We start from the raw sequence: 17,130 nt of genomic DNA, 5'->3' as shown, positions 1-17,130 counted from the left end.
CGCTATGGGCATTGAAAACGATCCGGTGTCTCGCGCTGGGGATCCCGCCGGGGCCGACGACTGGTTGCTCGCCGCCTTCGGAAAAGGCCTTGCCTTCGCGCTGATAGCCTTCGTCATCGGGCAGCAGATTTTCGCCATCTGGGTCACTTTGCACTTCGATCCCGTGGAATGGGTCACGTTCTTCCAGGACGATGCCTATTACTATCTCGGGATTGCCAGGAACGTCGCCGGGCACGGTGTCAGCGCTTTCAGTCTCCCGATCGAGACCAATGGCTATCAGCCGCTGTGGCTGATCGTCCTGAGCTTTGCGGCGAAGCTTGTTGGCGGTGATAGGGTCCTGCTCGTTGCTTTGACTCATGCGATCGCGCTCGTCGCGGTGGTGAGTTTCATGCTCCTGTCGCGCCGGTTCCACGGCCATGCCTGGCCGGCGGCTTTGGCCGTCGTGCTGTTCCCTGACGTCATGATCACCGGGATGGAGACGGCGCTGATCCCGCCTCTGGCGCTGCTCTATTTCAAGGCCGGATCCTGGAAAACGAGGGGCATTTTCGCGAGCCTGTTGTTTCTGGCACGGCTCGACGCTCTGGCTCTCGTGGCCGGGCGCGCGCTCTATGACCTGGTCACGAAACGCAGGATCGGTTGGGCCGAGCACGTCGTTCTGATCGCGGTTGTTGCGGCATATATGGCTGTCAATCTGGCCATGTTCGGCACGCTGGTTCCGGTGTCGGGGCTCGCGAAAGCCGTCGGCAACATTCCCGGAGAGAACCTGCCGACAGGTTTGCGCCTGATGAATCGCCTGATTCCGGCGCTCGTCGTGATGAGTCCGCTGCTATTGCTCCGTTTGAAAGGCATCTACGCGTTGCGGCATCCTGGCCCGCTGGCGGCCTGTTTCTCCGCAGTCGTGGTATCGGCGCTCTATTACGGCATCCTTTCCGGTTGGCCTCTCTGGCCATGGTACCTCTGGTCGGTGATGCTGGTCGTCTATTTCGTCCTGCTTGAGCTTGCCGATATTCAAGCCGGATTGCGGGGCCGCTATCACGTCGCTGGCCGGGTGTGGCGGATCGTCGCGTTGGTCATCCTCCTGACGCATATTTCTGCGGCGCTCTGGGTCCACTACGGCCGATTCCGGCCCCTGACCGAGCCGTTCGATAGCAAGTCCAAAATCGCATTCGGATCGGACAGTGTGCTCGTCGCCCGGGCGCTCAATCGCGATGGGCGGGGACGGATGACATTCGCAATCGGTGACCGCGCCGGGATCTTCGGCTATTTCCTCGATGACCGGTTCCGCGTCATCCAGCTTGAGGGGCTTGTCGGGAGTTACGAACAGATCGAGCGGATGCGGGACAATAGGCTTCTGGACTATATTGCATCGCGGCAACCTGACTGGCTGATCGTCGATCGCGATAGCCCGCTTCGAATCATCGATACGCAGTTGGTCGTCGAAGAGCCCATCCAAGGCCTTTCGGTCCACGAAGGCGCCTATGTCCTTTGCTTTCCACGGTCCGCGCATGCGAAATCGTCCAACTTCGGCTCGCGCAGGGAAACCCGTTACTTCTTGAGGTTTGCCGACAGGCAGCCGTGTTCCCCGGCGGCGTTGCGATGGTTCGAAAAGTGGCGATCACAGTACCATGGCTCCAAGTTTGAAGATATTTGGCGCTCACCAGCGTTCTTGCATTACTACGGTACGATCTAGCACCTCGTACTCCTCTCGTTCATTCTCGACACCGTCAGCCTGAACGCCTAGCCTTGCCGGCATGAAGCTCATCATCGGCAACAAGAACTACTCGTCGTGGTCGCTGCGCGGTTGGCTCGCCGCCAAGCAGTCGGGGGTGGCCTTCGAGGAGATCCAGGTCCCGATCCACGGCGACGACTGGGAAGCGCAGAAGAAGCAGATCGGCGAGATCAGCCCCTCGCAGGGCAAGGTACCCGTGCTGTGGGACGGCGACGCAGTGGTCTGGGACAGCCTCGCGATCATCGAATATCTGGCCGACAAGGTCGGCCGCGACCGCTTCTGGCCCAAGGCCGACGACGCGCGCGCCATGGCGCGGTCGATGGTGGCCGAGATGCATTCGTCCTATTTCGCGCTGCGCCGGCAATGCCCGATGAACATCCGCCGCCGCTTCGAGCGCTGGGAGATCGACGACGAGGCGCGCGGCGACATCGTCCGCATCCTCGGCCTCTGGGCCGAGGCGCGTGCGCGGTTCGGCAAGGGTGGGCCCTACCTGTTCGGCTCGTTCTGCGCGGCCGACGTCATCTATGCGCCCGTGGTCAGTCGCTTCGTGACCTACGGCATCGGCGTTCCCGGCTTCGCCCAGGCCTATATGGAGGCCGTGTGGGAGCACGAATGGCTGCAGCAATGGATCGCCGCGGCCGAGGCCGAGGAATGGGTGATCGAGCAGTACGAGGCGCCTGGCGTGCGGGTGTAATCCTCTCCGTATCGGGAGGACAATTAGGCCGGTCTGCCCGGGCTTTCGTAAGGCTCGCCGTCCTTGTGCAGATAGCGGCCGTCGCCCGTCCACATCATGTCGATGTCGGGATAGGAGCCGCCGGCATCGGGGCCGGCGCTGATCGCGACGAAGACGCAGTCGGCATCGCTCTCGTTGATCAGGTGGTGGCCGTTCTCGACGTCGCGCGGCCAGGCGCAGACGTCGCCGGGGCGGAGCACGGTGCGGCCGCCATCCTCGATCAGCACGGCCTCGCCGGCGAGCATTACCAGCAGCTCGTCCTCGCCGCGATGCCAGTGCCGCTGCGAGGACCAGGCGCCGGGCTTGAGCACGACGTGGCTCGCCCCGAACTGGGTCAGCCCGCCACGGGTGCGAGCCGTCGATACCAGCGACCCTGGACCGCTTCGTTGAACGGCGCCGGATAGCCGGTACGGTTGGTCTGCGGGATCGCTTCGAGATCGAGCTTCGGCATGGTTTCCCTCGTTCCGTATTGTTTCCGCGCGATATAGCCCATATGCCGGCAGATACCCATGCAAGTCGCCGAAACCGTCCTCGACCTCGCCGAAGCCCTCATCGCCTGCCCGAGCGTCACGCCGGCGGCCGGGCTCGTGTTCGATTGCCTCGAGGCGCAGCTCGCGCCGCTGGGCTTCGCGGTCCACCGCGCGGTGACCGGCGAGGAGCCCGATGGGCCGGTGGAGAACCTCTTCGCGATCCGCCAGGGCCCGCCGGGCAGCCGCCACTTCGCCTTCGCCGGCCATGTCGACGTCGTGCCGCCGGGTGACGGCTGGACCTCGGCGCCTTTCGCGCCCGAACGGCGCGGGGACCTGCTCCACGGGCGGGGTGCGGTCGACATGAAGGGCGCGATCGCGGCGATGGTCGCCGCGGTGCGCGAGATCCCGGCCGATGCCGGCACCCTCAGCTTCATCATCACCGGCGACGAGGAAGGCCCGGCCAAGTACGGCACGGTCGCGCTGATCGAGCATATGCGCAGTGTCGGCGCGATTCCCGATCTCTGCCTGGTGGGCGAGCCGACCTCGTCGACGCGGCTCGGTGACGTGATGAAGATCGGCCGGCGCGGCTCGGTCAACATCTGGATCGACGTCGAGGGTACCCAGGGCCACGTCGCCTATCCGCATCTTGCGGACAATCCGGCGCCCAAGCTGGTGGCGCTGCTGGCCGAGCTCGACGCGCTGGTGCTCGACGAGGGGACCGACTGGTTCCAGGCCTCTAACCTCGAGATCACCGACATCGGCATCGGCAATCCGGCGACCAACGTGATCCCGGCCAAGGCTTCGGCACGCGTGTCGATCCGCTTCAACGACCTGCACACGGGCCAGGGCCTGGCCGACCGCGTGGCCGAGATCGCCGCGCGTCACGGCGGCACGACGCGTGCGGTCATCTCGGGCGAGGCTTTCCTGACCCTGCCCGGCGAATTCTCGCGCCTCGTGTCCGAGGCGGTCGAGGTCGAGACCGGTATCGTCCCCGAGGCTTCGACCAGCGGCGGCACCTCCGACGCGCGCTTCCTGCGCGCGCTGTGCCCGGTGATCGAGTTCGGCCTGTCCAACGCGACGATGCACAAGCGCGACGAGGCCGTGGCGATCGCCGATCTCGAAGTCCTGACGCGGATCTACCGCCGCGTGGCCGACGCCGCGCTGGGCGACTGACACCTACGCAGCTTGCGGTATTTGCCGGGCCTGCGCCGCGCTGATAGCCTGCGCGCCGACGGCTTTCTGACAGGGTATCCCGAATGACGCGACGTTTGACGATCTGGATCCTGACGGGCCTGTTCCTGGGCATCGCGGTGGGCACCGCGCTGCATCACAGCTTCCCCGAGGGCGACAAGACGCTCGCGCAGATCGCCGATACTTTGAAGCTGCTGCCCGACGTGTTCCTGCACCTGATCAAGATGATCATCGCGCCGCTGGTCTTCGCCACCCTCGTCACCGGCATCGCCAACATGGGCGACAGCGCCGCGCTCGGCCGGATCGGTGGGCGGGCTCTGGCCTGGTTCATCACCGCCAGCCTGATCTCGATCGGCGTCGGTTTGTTGCTGATCAACGTGTTCCAGCCGGGCGTCGGGCTGGCGTTCAAGGCGGGCGGCGACATCGGCCAGCTCGCCACGGGCGACTTCACCTTCCGCCACTTCGTGCTCGAGGTGTTCCCGACCAGCGCGGCCGATGCGATGGCCAAGAACAACGTGCTGCAGATCCTGGTGTTCTCGCTGTTCTTCGGCGTTGCGCTGTCGGCGCTGCGCGAGAAGGGCGAGATCATCGTCAAGGGGCTCGACGCGCTGGCCCAGGTGATGATGCAGGCGACCGACTACGTCATGCGCTTCGCGCCTTTCGCGGTGTTCGGCGCCATGGCCTCGGTCATCGCGATCCGCGGCTTCGGCATCGTCATCACCTATGCCGCGCTGATGAGCGAGTTCTACTTTGGGCTGCTGATCCTCTGGTCGATCCTGTTCGGCATGTGCGCGCTCGTGCTCAAGAAGCGCGCGATCGCGCTGGCGCGCTATATCCGCGAGCCGGTGCTGCTGGCCTTCTCGACCGCGAGCTCGGAAAGCGCACTGCCGCGGCTGTTCGAGCAGCTCGACAAGTTCGGCGTGCCGCGCCGCATCTCGGGCTTCGTCCTGCCGCTGGGCTACAGCTTCAATCTCGACGGCTCGATGATGTACACGAGCTTCGCGACGATGTTCATCGCCCAGGCCTATGGCATCCACCTGTCGATCGGCCAGCAGATCGCCATGCTGCTGACCTTGATGGTCACTTCGAAGGGCATCGCCGCGGTGCCGCGCGCGAGCCTCGTCGTGATCGCCGCGACGCTCACGCAGTTCGGTCTGCCGGTGGAGGGCATCGCGCTGATCCTCGGCGTCGACACCTTCCTCGACATGGGGCGCACCGCGACCAACGTGCTCGGCAATGCCGTGGCGACGGCGGTGATCACCAAGTGGGAAGGCATGCTCCAGCCGATGCGCGATCCCGATGCGCCCTTCGTCGCCGAGGCCCCGCACGACACGGTCGCGCATGGCCGCCAAGGGTTGAACCTCGATCCGACGCCCGACGATTGATCGGGAACCTGAGGGGCCGGCCGGCGCTAAGGTGACATGAGCCAAGCCGCCCCAGCGCCCCATACGACTGCCCCCGAAGCCGCTTCGCCCGAGGAGTCGCATTCGGCGCTGCAATGGCGGATGGTGGCGGGCTTCGTGCTGGGGCTTGGGTTGGGCCTGCTGGTCTATGCGACCGCGCGCGATGCGGCCTGGGTCGCCACGGCGATCACCTATGTCACGACGCCGATCGGGCAGATCTTCCTGCGGCTGTTGTTCATGCTGGTGCTGCCGCTGCTGTTCTCGGCGCTCGTCGTCGGCATCGCCGAGATGGGTGAGATCCGGGCGCTGCGCTCGGTCGGCGTGCGGACCCTGGTCTATACGCTGGTGGTCTCGTCGATCGCCGTTGCGGTCAGCCTGCTGGCGGTCAACCTGCTGCGTCCGGGCGGTGGCATCGATCCGGCTGCGGCCAGTCAACTGATCGAGCAGGCCCGCGCCGGCGCGGCGGGGATCGTCGAGCAATCGGGCAAGGCCAAGACCGGGGTCGACGCGCTGGTCGGCATCGTGCCCTCGAACCTGATCACGGCGATGAGCGAGAACGACATCCTCGCGGTGATGTTCTTCGCGCTGTTCTTCGGTGTCGGCCTGCTGCTGACCCAGGGGCCGAAGACCGACACGCTCAAGACCCTGTTCGAGGGGCTGTTCGAGATCTCGATGAAGCTGATCGGCCTGGTCATCCAGCTCGCCCCGATCGCGATCTTCTGTTTCATGTTCAACCTGGCGGCGCAGTTCGGCTGGGACCTGCTGGCCAAGCTCGCGGCCTATGTCGGCGTCGTGCTGCTGGCGCTCGGCGTGCAGATGTTCGTCGTCTTCCCGCTGCTGCTGCGGCTGCTCGCGGGCAAGAACCCGGTCACCTTCTATCGCCAGATCCAGGAAGCGACGGTGATGGCCTTCGCCACGGCCTCGTCCAACGCCACCTTGCCGACCACCTTGCGCGTCGCCGACGAACGGCTGCGCCTGCCGCCGCAGGTCGCGCGCTTCGTCCTGACGATCGGCGCCACGGCCAACCAGAACGGCACGGCGATGTTCGAGGGCGTGACGGTGCTGTTCCTCGCGCAGTTCTTCGGGATCGACCTGAGCTTGAGCCAACAGCTCTTCGTCATGCTGGTCTGCATCCTCGCGGGAATCGGTACGGCGGGCGTTCCGGCGGGTTCTCTACCGGTGATCGCGCTGATCCTGGGCAGCGTCGGCGTGCCGCCCGAGGGGATCGGCCTGATCCTCGGCGTCGACCGCTTCCTCGACATGTGCCGTACGACCCTGAACGTCGTCGGCGATCTCGTCGCGGCGACGGTGATCTCGGCCAAGCCGCTATCGCCGAGGCCGGCCTGAAGCGTCAGGCGGCCTTCTTCGCGCCTTTCGCGGCGGGCTTGGCGCCCTTTTCGAGAACCTTGGCCTTGTAGGCGCAGAGATCGACCACCGCGCAGCGCCAGCACTCGGGCGTGCGCGCCTTGCAGACGTAGCGGCCGTGCAGGATCAGCCAGTGATGCGCGCCGACACGAAATGGGCCGGGCACCTTCTTGTCGAGCTGCTTCTCGACCGCTAGCGGGGTCTTGCCTTTGGCTAGGCCGGTGCGGTTGCCGACGCGGAAGATGTGCGTGTCGACCGCGAAGGTCTCGGCACCGAAGGCCGAATTCATCACGACGTTGGCGGTCTTGCGGCCGACACCCGGCAGTTCGACCAGCGCGTCGCGATCGGCCGGAACCTCGCCATCGTAGTCACGCACGAGGATCTCAGACAGGGCGATGACGTTCTTGGCCTTCGAATTGAACAGGCCGATGGTCTTGATGTGCTGCTTGAGCGCCTCTTCGCCCAGATCGACCATCTGCTGCGGCGTCTTCACCTCGCGAAACAGCGCGCGCGTCGCCTTGTTGACGCCGACGTCGGTCGACTGCGCCGACATCACCACGGCGACGAGCAACTGGTAGGTGTTGCCGAATTCGAGCTCGGTCTCGGGCGAGGGGTTGGCCTCGGCGAGACGGCGGAAGAACTCGAAGACGTCAGCGTTTTTCAAAGTCCCAAAACTCTCACAGACCCAATACCTCGGGCATCGTGTAGCGGCCCTTGGGCTTGCCGAGCAGCCACTGCGCCGCGCGCACCGCGCCCTTGGCGAAGATCGTACGGTTCTCGGCCAGGTGGGACAGCGACAGGCGCTCGTTGTCGGCGAGGAAGTGGACCGTGTGGTCGCCCGCGACCGATCCGCCGCGCAGGGACGCGAAGCCGATCGTACCCTCGCCGCGCTTGCCGGTGATGCCGTCGCGGCCGCGTTCGCTCATCTGCGAGAGGCCGATACCGCGGCCCTCTGCGGCCGCTTCGCCGAGCAGCAGGGCCGTGCCCGAGGGGGCGTCGACCTTGTTGCGGTGGTGCGTCTCGACGATCTCGATGTCCCAGTCGTCGCCGAGCCGCTGCGCCGCCTCGCGCACGAGATGGGCGAGCAGGGTGACGCCGAGCGAGGTGTTGCCCGTCTGGAGCACGGCCGTACCCTCGGCGGCGTTGTCGCAGAGGAAATGGTGGCGTTCCTCCAGCCCGGTGGTGCCGACCACGATCGGAATGCCCGCCGCCACCGCCGCGTCGAGATTGGCTTCGAGCGCGTGCGGCGAGGAAAAGTCGATCAGCACGTCGCTGACCTTGGCCAGCGCCTCGACGTCGCCGCCCTTGTCGATCCCGCCCGACAGCGTCTCGCCTGCGGCCGCCAGGGCCGCGGCGATCGCCTGGCCCATGCGTCCTTCGCTGCCGATGATTCCGATACGCGCCATTTGCATCTCCGCTTCAGGGCGTGCTTCATGGCCGCGATGAGCCAAATCCGCAACATCGTGATCCTCACCGGCGCGGGTGTCAGCGCCGAAAGCGGCATCGACACCTTCCGCACCGCCGGCGGGCTGTGGGAGCGCTACAAGCCCGAGGACGTCGCCACGCCCGAGGCTTTCGCGCGCGATCCCGATCTCGTGCTCGGCTTCTACGACATGCGCCGTGCGGCGATCCAGGAGAAGCAGCCCAACGCGGCGCACTTGGCGCTGGGCCGGCTCGATGCCGAGTGGTCGGGTGATTTGCTGATCGTCACGCAGAACATCGACGATCTTCACGAGCGCGGCGGGGCGCGGCGGATGCTGCACATGCATGGCGAGCATCTGAACGCCTGGTGCACGGCCTGCGACCAGCGCTCGCCCTGGACCGGGCCGCTGATCGACCGGCCGGCCTGCCCGCGGTGCGGCGAAAGCGCGCTGCGACCCGACGTCGTCTGGTTCGGCGAGATGCCCTACCGGATGGACGCGATCTACGCGGCGCTGCGCGCGGCGGACCTGTTCGTCTCGATCGGCACTTCGGGCGCGGTCTATCCTGCCGCCGGCTTCGTGCGCGGCGCGCGCGATCTCGGCGTGCGGACGCTCGAGCTCAATCTCGAGCCGTCGCAGGGTTCGTCCTGGTTCCACGAGAGCCGGCTGGGGCCGGCGACCGAGATCGTCCCGGCCTGGGTCGAGGAGATTCTGGCATGAGCCACCATGGGAGCTGCCATTGCGGCGCCATCAAGATCACGATCGCCGACGACCCGGTCGATGCCGGCCAATGCAACTGCTCGATCTGCCGGCGCACCGGCGCGCTGTGGACCTATTCCTCGCCGAATCGGGTGACGGTGGAAGGCGAGGGCCAAGGCTATGTGCAGGGCGATCGAACCATGACGCTGTGGCATTGCCCGACCTGCGGGATCATCACGCACTGGACCGCGTTCGATCCGGCCTACGATCGTATGGGGGTGAACCTCAGGCTGTTCGATCCCGCGCTATGGGAAGCGCTACCCCGCCGTCTGATCGACGGCGCGAGTTGGTGAGCCGCAGCCCTTGCACTCGGGATCCTTGGCGATCTTCAGCGCCCTGAGGCTCGGCGCGAGGCCGTCGAATAGCTGGAGCTGGCCCCAGAGCGGCTGGCCGAGCGCGGCCTTGCCCTCGAGCAGCACGCGAATCGCGTGCATCGCCGTGAAAGTGCCGACCGTGCCGGCCATCGCGCCGAGCACGCCGTCGGCGGCGCAGGTGTCGCAGTCCTCGGCATCGAAGGCGTCGCCGACGAAGCAGCGATAGCAGGCCTCTCCGTCCAAGTGCCCGGCGAAGTTGGCGATCTGCCCCTGGAAGCGGCCGAGCGCGGCGCTGGTCAGCGGAATGCCGAGCGCGACGCAGGCGTCCGACACGGCCAGCCGAGTCGCGAAGTTGTCACAGCCGTCGAGTACGAGGTCGCTGCCTTCCAGGATTTGCGCGGCGTTGCCGGTTCCCACCCTGGCCACGACCGTTCGGACCTCGATCGCCGGATCGAAGCGCGTTACCCAGTCCGCTGCCACTTCGGCCTTGGCCCGGCCGATGTCTGCGGGCGTGAATATCGTTTGCCGCTGAAGATTGCTTTCCTCGACCGTGTCGCTGTCGATCAGCGTGAGCCGACCGATTCCCGCGGCGGCCAGATACTGCAGCGCGGGGCTGCCGATTCCCCCGCAGCCCATCAGTGTGACGTGCGATTGCGCGAGTGCGACCTGCCCGGCGCCCCCCACTTCGGGCAGGACGATATGGCGTGCGAAGCGGTTGAGGCGATCGGGCGGGAGCATGTCGGGCGGCCTTGCGCACGCGTGCTTCGACAAGCTCAGCACGAACGGGGTTGGGGATATTCTGCCCCTAACCGCTCACCCTGAGCTTGTCGAAGGGTGACTGGTGCTCAGCTCTCGAGCTGGCGCAGCAGGCTGCGAACGTCGCCGTCCATGTCGGCGTCGCGGGCGCGCAGGTCTTCGATCAGGCGCACCGCGTGGATCACCGTCGAGTGATCGCGGCCGCCGAACTTGCGGCCGATCTCGGGGTACGAGCGCGGCGTCAGCACCTTGGCGAGGTACATCGCCACCTGGCGCGGTCGAACGACCGCGCGGGCGCGGCGCTTGGAGGCCATTTCGGTGCGGTCGACGCGGTAGAACTGGCAGACCGTGCGCTGGATCTCGTCGATCGTGATGCGCTTGCGATTCGCCGAGAGGATGTCGGTGAGCTGTTCTTCGGCGAGCTGGAGCGAAACCGCCTGGCCCGTCAGCTGGGCATAGGCGATCAGCTTGTTGAGCCCGCCGACGAGCTCGCGGACGTTGCGGTTGATCGTGCGCGCCAGGAACTCGATCACGTCGCTCGGCACGTCGCTGGGGGCGAAGCGCGCGAGGCGATGCTCGAGGATCGAGCGGCGCAGTTCGATGTCGGCCGGCTGGATGTCGGCGACGAGGCCCATCGACAGGCGGCTCAGCAGACGCTGCTCGACGCCGTCGAGCGCCTGCGGCGCACGGTCGGCGGCGAAGACCAGCCGCTTGCCCTCGGCCAGCAGCGCGTCGATCGTGTAGAGCAGCTCTTCCTGCGCCGAAGCCTTGCCGATGATGAACTGGATGTCGTCGACCAGCAGCAGGTCGAAGCCGCGCAGCCGCGACTTGAACTCGATCATCTGGTTCTGGCGCAGCGCCTGAACGAATTCGACCATGAAGCGCTCGGCCGAGCAGTAGAAGATGCGCGCCCGCGGGTGCGCCTGCAGATAGGCGTGGCCGATCGCATGAAGCAGGTGCGTCTTGCCCTGGCCGGTGGCGGCCTTGAGGTAGAGCGGCGAGAACTGCGGCGATTCGACCGCGGCCATGCGCTGCGCGGCGTTGCAGGCGAGCACGTTGGCATTACCCGTGACGAAGCTGGCGAAGGTCAGCGACGGGTCGAGGCCCACCGAGCCCTGGACGAGCGCGCCGAATTCCTGGCCGCCGAGGCTGGCGGCACCCGTGTCGAGCGACGGTGCACCGTCATTGGCCGGACGGCGGGCGCTGCCGCCGGCACCGCCGAGTCGCAGCTCGGGCAGCGGGCGACGGCCCGGGTGGACCGAGATGCGTACATGGCGCACGTCGGGCCGCGCGATCTTCCACGCCAGCGAGAGGCGATCGGCGAATCGATCGGCCACCCAGTTGGCGGAGAACTCGGTCGGCAGGAACAGGTCGAGCGTACCCGTTTCCTTGCAGAACGAACCGACCTGAATCGGCTTGATCCATTGGCTGTGGAGTTGCTGGCCCAGGTCCTTGCGGAGACCCTGGCTGATGTCAGCCCAGTCCGCCGCCAAGTCGAGCGCTTCCCGATCCTCATCCATCTTCGCGTCGCAAACCTTACCTTTGCCAGGTGTCGCAGTCACGCGTCCCCCCGTCTGAGAAACCGTCACACGGTCCTCCTCTAAAATTGTACGACCCCACACACGCACACGATTCCCGTCGGAAATCGCACATGCGCACGAAACCCTCTCACCCCATCCAGAGATGCGGTGCCCCACTCGAATTTCTGTAGCAATTTCCCCGGCGCGACCCTGCGCTGGGAGGACCGATTTATGGATGACTTGGCGCGAAGAGCAAGGCGCGCCCTGCAAAAAAATTGAAATATACTGCCTTGACAGCGGAACGGCTGAGGCAATCCCTAACGCCCAATCAACCCTATGAATTCATTAGAATATTTCTCAGGGTCTGCGCCGAATCGCGGGAATTCAAGGACTTCACCGGAACGTCATCATCGTGTCTTCCGGACATGAAAAAATGGCCGGCGCCCGAGGCACCGGCCATGTTCCGTTTTCGTCCCGCTCACTGCGTTATGAGCGAGCGAATCGCATATCGAATCAGAGAGCGGCGACGCGCTTCGTCAGACGCGACAGCTTGCGCGAGGCAGTGTTCTTGTGAAGCACGCCGCGTGCGACGCCACGCGCCATTTCGGGCTGGGCTTCCTTGAGCGCGGCAGCGGCGGCGTCCTTGTCGCCACCGGCGAGCGCGGCCTCGACCTTCTTCACGAAGGTGCGGATGCGGCTCAGGCGGTTGCCGTTGATCAGGGCGCGGTTTTCGTTGCGGCGGATGCGCTTACGGGCTTGCGGCGTATTGGCCATGTCTGTCCTCTGTCATGGCCGCAGGGGCCGTAGCTGGTAAAAATCGATAGCATTGCGGGCGAGCAAGCCCGCCGGAAAGCGCGGCCCTTAGCGACGAGGGTCCGAATCGTCAAGCAATATGGCCCGGCCCCGTGGCATAGGGATGCGCCCTCATGCCGCGCTTTACCAAGGCGTAGCGCGGCACCGTCCAGGATGCGAGCGGTTCGTGGGGGAGAGCTGTATGATGTCGATGCGCGCGCGTGTTCTGACGGCGCTGGCCGCGACTTTGGCTAGCCAGCCTTTGGCGGCACAGTCGCCAGAGCCGGCGGTGGACGAGATTCCTGCGCCGGTCCGTCATGTTCCGCTCGCGGCGCCGCTCGATGCCGAAGCCCAGGCGGCCGTGGCCGGGATCAATGCCTTCTCGCTCGACCTCTATCGCCGGACGCTCAAGACGGGCGAGAATCACTTCCTCTCGCCCGCCAGCGTCTCGGTCGCGGTGGGCCTCGCCTATCGCGGTGCGCGCGGCGAGACCGCGGCCGAGCTCGAGCGCGTGCTCCGTTTCGGCCAGCCGCCGCGCGAATACCTGCGGGCCAATGCGCAAATCCTCGCGAGCATGAATTTCGTGGGCGAGGGCCGCGAACTGCGTACGGGCAATGCTATCTGGCTTCAGGACGGCATTTCGCTGCTGCCCGAATACGAAGCCGACATGGCGCGATTCGCTGATGCCGGTTTGCAGCGGGTGGATTTTCAGAAGAATGCCGAGACGGCGCGAACTCGGATCAACGGCTGGGTCGAGGACCGTACGCGGGGCAAGATTCGGGATTTGTTGCTGTCCCCAGATGTCACGGATGGAACGCGCGCGATTCTCGTGAACACGATCTACTGGAAGGGATTGTGGGCGCAGGGCTTCGACGCGGCAGCGACCAAGTCCCAAGTTTTCGAGACGCTGGCGGGCGAAAAGCCGGTCATTCCGCTGATGACCCAGCGCGCGTCATTCCAGATCGTCGAGCGCAAAGGGATCAAGGCAATTCTCCTGCCCTATCAGGGGCGCGAGATCGAAATGGCGGTGTTCGTTCCAAACTCGCGGGAAGCGCTCCCTCGCTTCGAGGCCGAACTGACGTCCGAAGAACTGACGCGCTGGCTGGGTGACCTGCAGGGGGGAGATTTCCGAGACACGATCCTGACTTTGCCAAAGATGCGCGTCGAATGGCGCCAGGACTTGGTGGACACGCTAAAAGAAGTGGGGGCTACGACCGCGTTTTCGGATCGTGCTGACTTTTCGGGAATGACGAGTTTTCCTTTGCCGCATGAGCCTGAGAGTGCGGGGCTCAAGATCAGAAAGGTCATTCATCAGGCCTATCTCGACGTCGATGAGGCAGGCTCCGAGGCGGCAGCCGCGACAGCTGTCATCATGGATATAGTCACGTCGGGCCGCCGAGGCCCGCCACCGCCGCCGCCCTTCATCTTCCGCGCCGACAAGCCATTCCTGTTCCTGCTGCGCGACCGCCGTACTGGCCTCATCCTCTTTATGGGCCGCTACGTCGCGCCGTCCGCGGGCTAGTGCCTCACTTCTGGCACTTGGCGCACCAGAAGGTGCTGCGGCCGCCCTGGTTGAAGCGGGTGACCGTGCCGCCGCAGTCGCAGGCTTCGCCCTCGCGGCCGTAGACGCGCCACGAGGCGGCGAAGTAGCCGAGTTCGCCGTTGGGCTGGGCATAGTCGCGGATCGTCGAGCCGCCGGCCTCGATCGATTCGGCGAGCACGGTCTTGATCGCCGGCACCAGCCGCTCGAGCGCGGGGCGCGAGATCTTGCCGGCCTCTTTGTCCGGGCGGATGCCCGCGCGGTAGAGCGCTTCGCATACGTATATATTGCCGAGCCCGGCGACGATCCGCTGGTCGAGCAGCAGCGGCTTCACCGGCGCCACGCGATCCTTGAAGGCCTGGTGGAGATGGCGCGGTGTCAGATTGTCACCCAGCGGCTCGGGGCCGAGCGCGGCGAAGGGCGGCCATTGCTCGAGCGCGGCGGTGTCGATCAGATCGACCGAGCCGAACCGGCGCGCGTCGTTGAGCGCGAGGACGTGGCCCGCACCGGTCTCGAGCACGAGGTGGTCGTGCTTCTCGGCGCGCTCGGGCTCGATCCGCCAGCGGCCCGACATGCCGAGGTGGAACACCATGGTCTGGTCGCGGTCGGTGTGGATCAGCCCGTACTTGGCGCGGCGGCCGAGGCCGGTGACCGTGGCTCCTGTCAAGGTCTGGACCAGGCCGGGCGGGAAGGGGCGGCGCAGGTCGGGCCGGTTGAGCGCGACCCGCGCGATCTTCGCGCCGTCGAGATAGCGGGCGAGGCCGCGGACCGTGGTTTCGACTTCGGGTAATTCGGGCATTTGCGCGCTCTATCACCCTTTGCCCGCGCGGCAATTCCCCCTAAGGCGCAACACCATGAGCGAACAGGCATCCTTCGGTTACGAGGACATTCCCGCGGACGAGAAGGTCGAGCGGGTCGGCGCGGTCTTCTCGAGCGTCGCGCGCAAGTACGACGTCATGAACGACGCCATGTCGGTGGGCATGCACCGGCTGTGGAAGGACAAGTTCGTCCGGCGGGTGAAGCCGCGCGAGGGCGAGGTGATCCTCGACATGGCGGGCGGCACCGGCGACATCGCCTTCCGCATGGCCGAGACCGGCGCGGAGATCACCGTCTCCGACATCAATCAGGACATGCTCGACGTCGGCATCGAACGCGCGATGAAGCGCGGCATCGACGGCTTGGTCTGGTCGCGCCAGAACGCCGAGGAACTGGCCTTCGAGGACCGCGTGTTCGACGCCTATACGATCGCCTTCGGCATCCGTAACGTGACGCATATCGACAAGGCGCTGGCAGAGGCCTTCCGCGTGCTGCGCCACGGCGGGCGCTTCTTCTGCCTCGAATTCTCGACCACCGAATGGCCGGGCTTCAAGGAAGTCTACGACACCTATTCGCACAAGCTAGTCCCGAAGATCGGCCAGGCGATCGCCGGCGATGCAGAAAGCTATCGTTATCTGATCGAATCGATCCGCCGTTTCCCGCCGATGCGCGAGTTCGAGGGCATGATCCGCACGGCCGGTTTCAGTCAGACCAAGGTCGAGCCGATCCTCGGCGGTCTGGTCGCGATCCATTCCGGGTGGAAGGTTTGACCACACCTGCCCGGCATATCGCGCGGCTGCTGCGCTGGGGGCGCGTGCTCGCGCGTCACGGCGCGCTGCGCATCATCGAGGAGGGGAGCAATACCCCTGCGCCGGTGCGCCGCCTGTGCAAGCTCGCGCGCCTAGGCACTATCCAGCCGCGCGTGCCCGACTATGCCGCGGCCTTCCGCGCGATCGGCCCCGCCGCGATCAAGCTGGGGCAGACCCTGGCGACGCGTCCCGACGTGGTCGGCGAGGAGGCCGCGCGCAACCTGCTGAGCCTGCAGGACCGGCTGCCGCCGATCGGCTTCGACCTGATCCGCGCCGAGATCGAGACGAGCTTCGGTGCGCCGCTCGACGCGCTGTTCGCCTCGATCGAGACCGAGCCCGTCGGCGCCGCCTCGATCGCGCAGGTGCACCGCGCGGTGACGACCGACGGCCGCACCGTCGCGGTCAAGGTACTGCGCCCCGGCGTGCGCGAGAAGTTCGCGCGCGACATCGAGACCTACGAATGGGCCGCCGCGCATCTCGAGGCGCTGGGCGGCGAGGCGGCGCGGCTGCGTCCGCGCGCGATCGTCGCCAATCTCAAGCGCTGGACCGTGCGCGAACTCGACCTGCGGCGCGAGGCGGCCTCGGCTTCCGAACTGGCCGAGGCGATGCGTGGCCAGGAGGGCTACCGCGTCCCCACGATCGACTGGGACCGCACCAACGGCCGCGTGATGACGGTCGAATGGATCGACGGCGTCAAGATCAGCGAGATCGACGTGCTGCGCGCGCAGGGCCACGATCTGTCGGACATGGCGCGGCGGCTGGTGCTGACCTTCCTGCGCCAGGCGATCAGCGCCGGTTTCTTCCATGCCGACATGCACCAGGGGAACCTGTTCGTGCAGGCCGACGGCACGATCGTCGCGATCGACTTCGGCATCATGGGGCGGATCGACCGGCGCGCGCGCCAGTGGCTGGCCGAGATCCTCTATGGCCTGACCACGGGCGACTATCGCCGCGTCGCCGAGATCCATTTCGAGGCGCAATACGTGCCGAGCTATCATTCGGTCGAGGAGTTCGCGACGGCGCTGCGCGCGGTCGGCGAGCCGATGCGCGGCAAGCCGGTCAGCGAGCTGTCGGTCGGCCAGATGCTCGACGGGCTTTTCGCGATCACGCGCGACTTCGACATGCAGACCCAGCCGCACCTGCTGCTGCTGCAGAAGACCATGGTCATGGTCGAAGGCCTGGCGACGGCGATCGATCCCGAGATCAACATGTGGGACGTCGCCGCGCCGTTCGTGCGCAGCTGGATCCGCGACGAGTTGGGCCCCGAGGCGGCGATCGCCGATCGTCTGCGCACCGATGTCGAGACGTTGTTCCGCCTGCCCGAATTGATCCGCCGGATCGAGGACCGCTTTCCCGCCAAGGGCGGCGCGCCCGACCAGGCGCCCTTGCCGCCCGTCGAGATCATGTGGCAGCGTAAAGGCCGCGGTAACCAATGGCTCGGCTATATAGCCGCCGCATTGGCAGGGGGCGCGCTGGTATGGGCGACGACGCAGGGGATAGTGCTGGGATAAG

General features: G+C 66.2%; 16 protein-coding genes and 1 pseudogene. 10 read left to right on the top strand and 7 right to left on the bottom strand.

Annotated features, from left to right (window positions below):
• The first annotated feature begins 4 nt into the window (after positions 1 to 4).
• Positions 5 to 1,690: a hypothetical protein gene (locus OLX23_RS06725; RefSeq protein WP_264443948.1), complete on the top strand. Its 1,686-nt coding sequence runs from the start codon at positions 5 to 7 to the stop codon at positions 1,688 to 1,690.
• A 61-nt stretch (positions 1,691 to 1,751) separates the two neighbouring features.
• Positions 1,752 to 2,423 carry a glutathione S-transferase family protein gene (locus OLX23_RS06720; protein ID WP_264443947.1) on the top strand — a complete coding sequence of 224 codons (672 nt, stop codon included), beginning with the start codon at positions 1,752 to 1,754 and terminating at the stop codon, positions 2,421 to 2,423.
• Between the two features lie 23 nt (positions 2,424 to 2,446).
• Here the strand turns inward: OLX23_RS06720 and OLX23_RS06715 are convergent.
• Positions 2,447 to 2,913 (bottom strand): annotated as a pseudogene (locus OLX23_RS06715) (cupin domain-containing protein).
• A gap of 58 nt (positions 2,914 to 2,971) precedes the next feature.
• Between OLX23_RS06715 and dapE the strand changes: the two are divergent.
• The 3 genes from dapE to OLX23_RS06700 all read left to right on the top strand — a co-directional run bounded on the left by dapE (position 2,972) and on the right by OLX23_RS06700 (position 6,873).
• Positions 2,972 to 4,105, top strand: a complete 1,134-nt coding sequence (gene dapE / locus OLX23_RS06710; RefSeq protein WP_264443946.1) for a succinyl-diaminopimelate desuccinylase — start codon at positions 2,972 to 2,974, stop codon at positions 4,103 to 4,105.
• Between the two features lie 83 nt (positions 4,106 to 4,188).
• Positions 4,189 to 5,508: a dicarboxylate/amino acid:cation symporter gene (locus tag OLX23_RS06705; RefSeq protein ID WP_264443945.1), complete on the top strand. Its 1,320-nt coding sequence runs from the start codon at positions 4,189 to 4,191 to the stop codon at positions 5,506 to 5,508.
• 120 nt (positions 5,509 to 5,628) lie between these two features.
• Entirely contained in the window at positions 5,629 to 6,873 is a 1,245-nt protein-coding gene (locus OLX23_RS06700) for a dicarboxylate/amino acid:cation symporter (RefSeq protein WP_264444899.1), read from the top strand.
• 4 nt (positions 6,874 to 6,877) lie between these two features.
• Here OLX23_RS06700 and nth read toward each other — a convergent pair whose 3' ends face one another.
• Both nth and dapB read right to left on the bottom strand, forming a co-directional pair.
• Positions 6,878 to 7,555, bottom strand: a complete 678-nt coding sequence (gene nth / locus OLX23_RS06695; protein WP_264443943.1) for an endonuclease III — start codon at positions 7,553 to 7,555, stop codon at positions 6,878 to 6,880.
• A gap of 13 nt (positions 7,556 to 7,568) precedes the next feature.
• Positions 7,569 to 8,297 carry a 4-hydroxy-tetrahydrodipicolinate reductase gene (gene dapB / locus OLX23_RS06690; protein WP_264443941.1) on the bottom strand — a complete coding sequence of 243 codons (729 nt, stop codon included), beginning with the start codon at positions 8,295 to 8,297 and terminating at the stop codon, positions 7,569 to 7,571.
• 36 nt (positions 8,298 to 8,333) lie between these two features.
• Between dapB and OLX23_RS06685 the strand changes: the two genes are divergently transcribed.
• Positions 8,334 to 9,032 carry an NAD-dependent deacylase gene (locus tag OLX23_RS06685; protein WP_264444898.1) on the top strand — a complete coding sequence of 233 codons (699 nt, stop codon included), beginning with the start codon at positions 8,334 to 8,336 and terminating at the stop codon, positions 9,030 to 9,032.
• Entirely contained in the window at positions 9,029 to 9,364 is a 336-nt protein-coding gene (locus tag OLX23_RS06680; RefSeq protein WP_264443939.1) for a GFA family protein, read from the top strand. Before OLX23_RS06685 ends, OLX23_RS06680 begins: the two co-directional genes overlap by 4 nt.
• Here the strand turns inward: OLX23_RS06680 and OLX23_RS06675 are convergent.
• The 3 genes from OLX23_RS06675 to rpsT all read right to left on the bottom strand — a co-directional run bounded on the left by OLX23_RS06675 (position 9,329) and on the right by rpsT (position 12,435).
• Entirely contained in the window at positions 9,329 to 10,123 is a 795-nt protein-coding gene (locus OLX23_RS06675) for a HesA/MoeB/ThiF family protein (protein WP_264443938.1), read from the bottom strand. The two genes, OLX23_RS06680 and OLX23_RS06675, sit on opposite strands and share 36 nt — an antisense overlap.
• A gap of 107 nt (positions 10,124 to 10,230) precedes the next feature.
• Positions 10,231 to 11,661, bottom strand: coding sequence for a chromosomal replication initiator protein DnaA (gene dnaA, locus OLX23_RS06670; RefSeq protein WP_264443937.1), 1,431 nt, complete (start codon positions 11,659 to 11,661; stop codon positions 10,231 to 10,233).
• A 513-nt stretch (positions 11,662 to 12,174) separates the two neighbouring features.
• Positions 12,175 to 12,435 carry a 30S ribosomal protein S20 gene (gene rpsT / locus OLX23_RS06665; RefSeq protein WP_264443935.1) on the bottom strand — a complete coding sequence of 87 codons (261 nt, stop codon included), beginning with the start codon at positions 12,433 to 12,435 and terminating at the stop codon, positions 12,175 to 12,177.
• A gap of 118 nt (positions 12,436 to 12,553) precedes the next feature.
• Here rpsT and OLX23_RS06660 point away from each other — a divergent pair, with 118 nt between their 5' ends.
• Positions 12,554 to 13,975 carry a serpin family protein gene (locus tag OLX23_RS06660; protein ID WP_413629782.1) on the top strand — a complete coding sequence of 474 codons (1,422 nt, stop codon included), beginning with the start codon at positions 12,554 to 12,556 and terminating at the stop codon, positions 13,973 to 13,975.
• Positions 13,976 to 13,979: 4 nt separating this feature from the next.
• Here OLX23_RS06660 and mutM read toward each other — a convergent pair whose 3' ends face one another.
• The gene (gene mutM / locus OLX23_RS06655) at positions 13,980 to 14,792 is read right to left on the bottom strand and encodes a bifunctional DNA-formamidopyrimidine glycosylase/DNA-(apurinic or apyrimidinic site) lyase (RefSeq protein ID WP_264443932.1); all 813 of its coding nucleotides are present in this window, start codon (positions 14,790 to 14,792) and stop codon (positions 13,980 to 13,982) included.
• Positions 14,793 to 14,847: 55 nt separating this feature from the next.
• Here mutM and OLX23_RS06650 point away from each other — a divergent pair, with 55 nt between their 5' ends.
• On the top strand, positions 14,848 to 15,579 hold the full coding sequence (locus OLX23_RS06650) for a class I SAM-dependent methyltransferase (protein WP_264443930.1): 732 nt from the start codon (positions 14,848 to 14,850) through the stop codon (positions 15,577 to 15,579).
• Complete coding sequence (ubiB, locus tag OLX23_RS06645; RefSeq protein ID WP_264443929.1) at positions 15,576 to 17,129, top strand: 2-polyprenylphenol 6-hydroxylase; 1,554 nt, start codon at positions 15,576 to 15,578, stop codon at positions 17,127 to 17,129. Before OLX23_RS06650 ends, ubiB begins: the two co-directional genes overlap by 4 nt.
• The last annotated feature ends 1 nt before the right edge of the window (position 17,130 follow it).

Source organism: Novosphingobium sp. JCM 18896 (assembly GCF_025938095.1).
Taxonomy (GTDB): domain Bacteria; phylum Pseudomonadota; class Alphaproteobacteria; order Sphingomonadales; family Sphingomonadaceae; genus Novosphingobium.
This window is presented reverse-complemented; position numbering and strand designations above follow the sequence as displayed.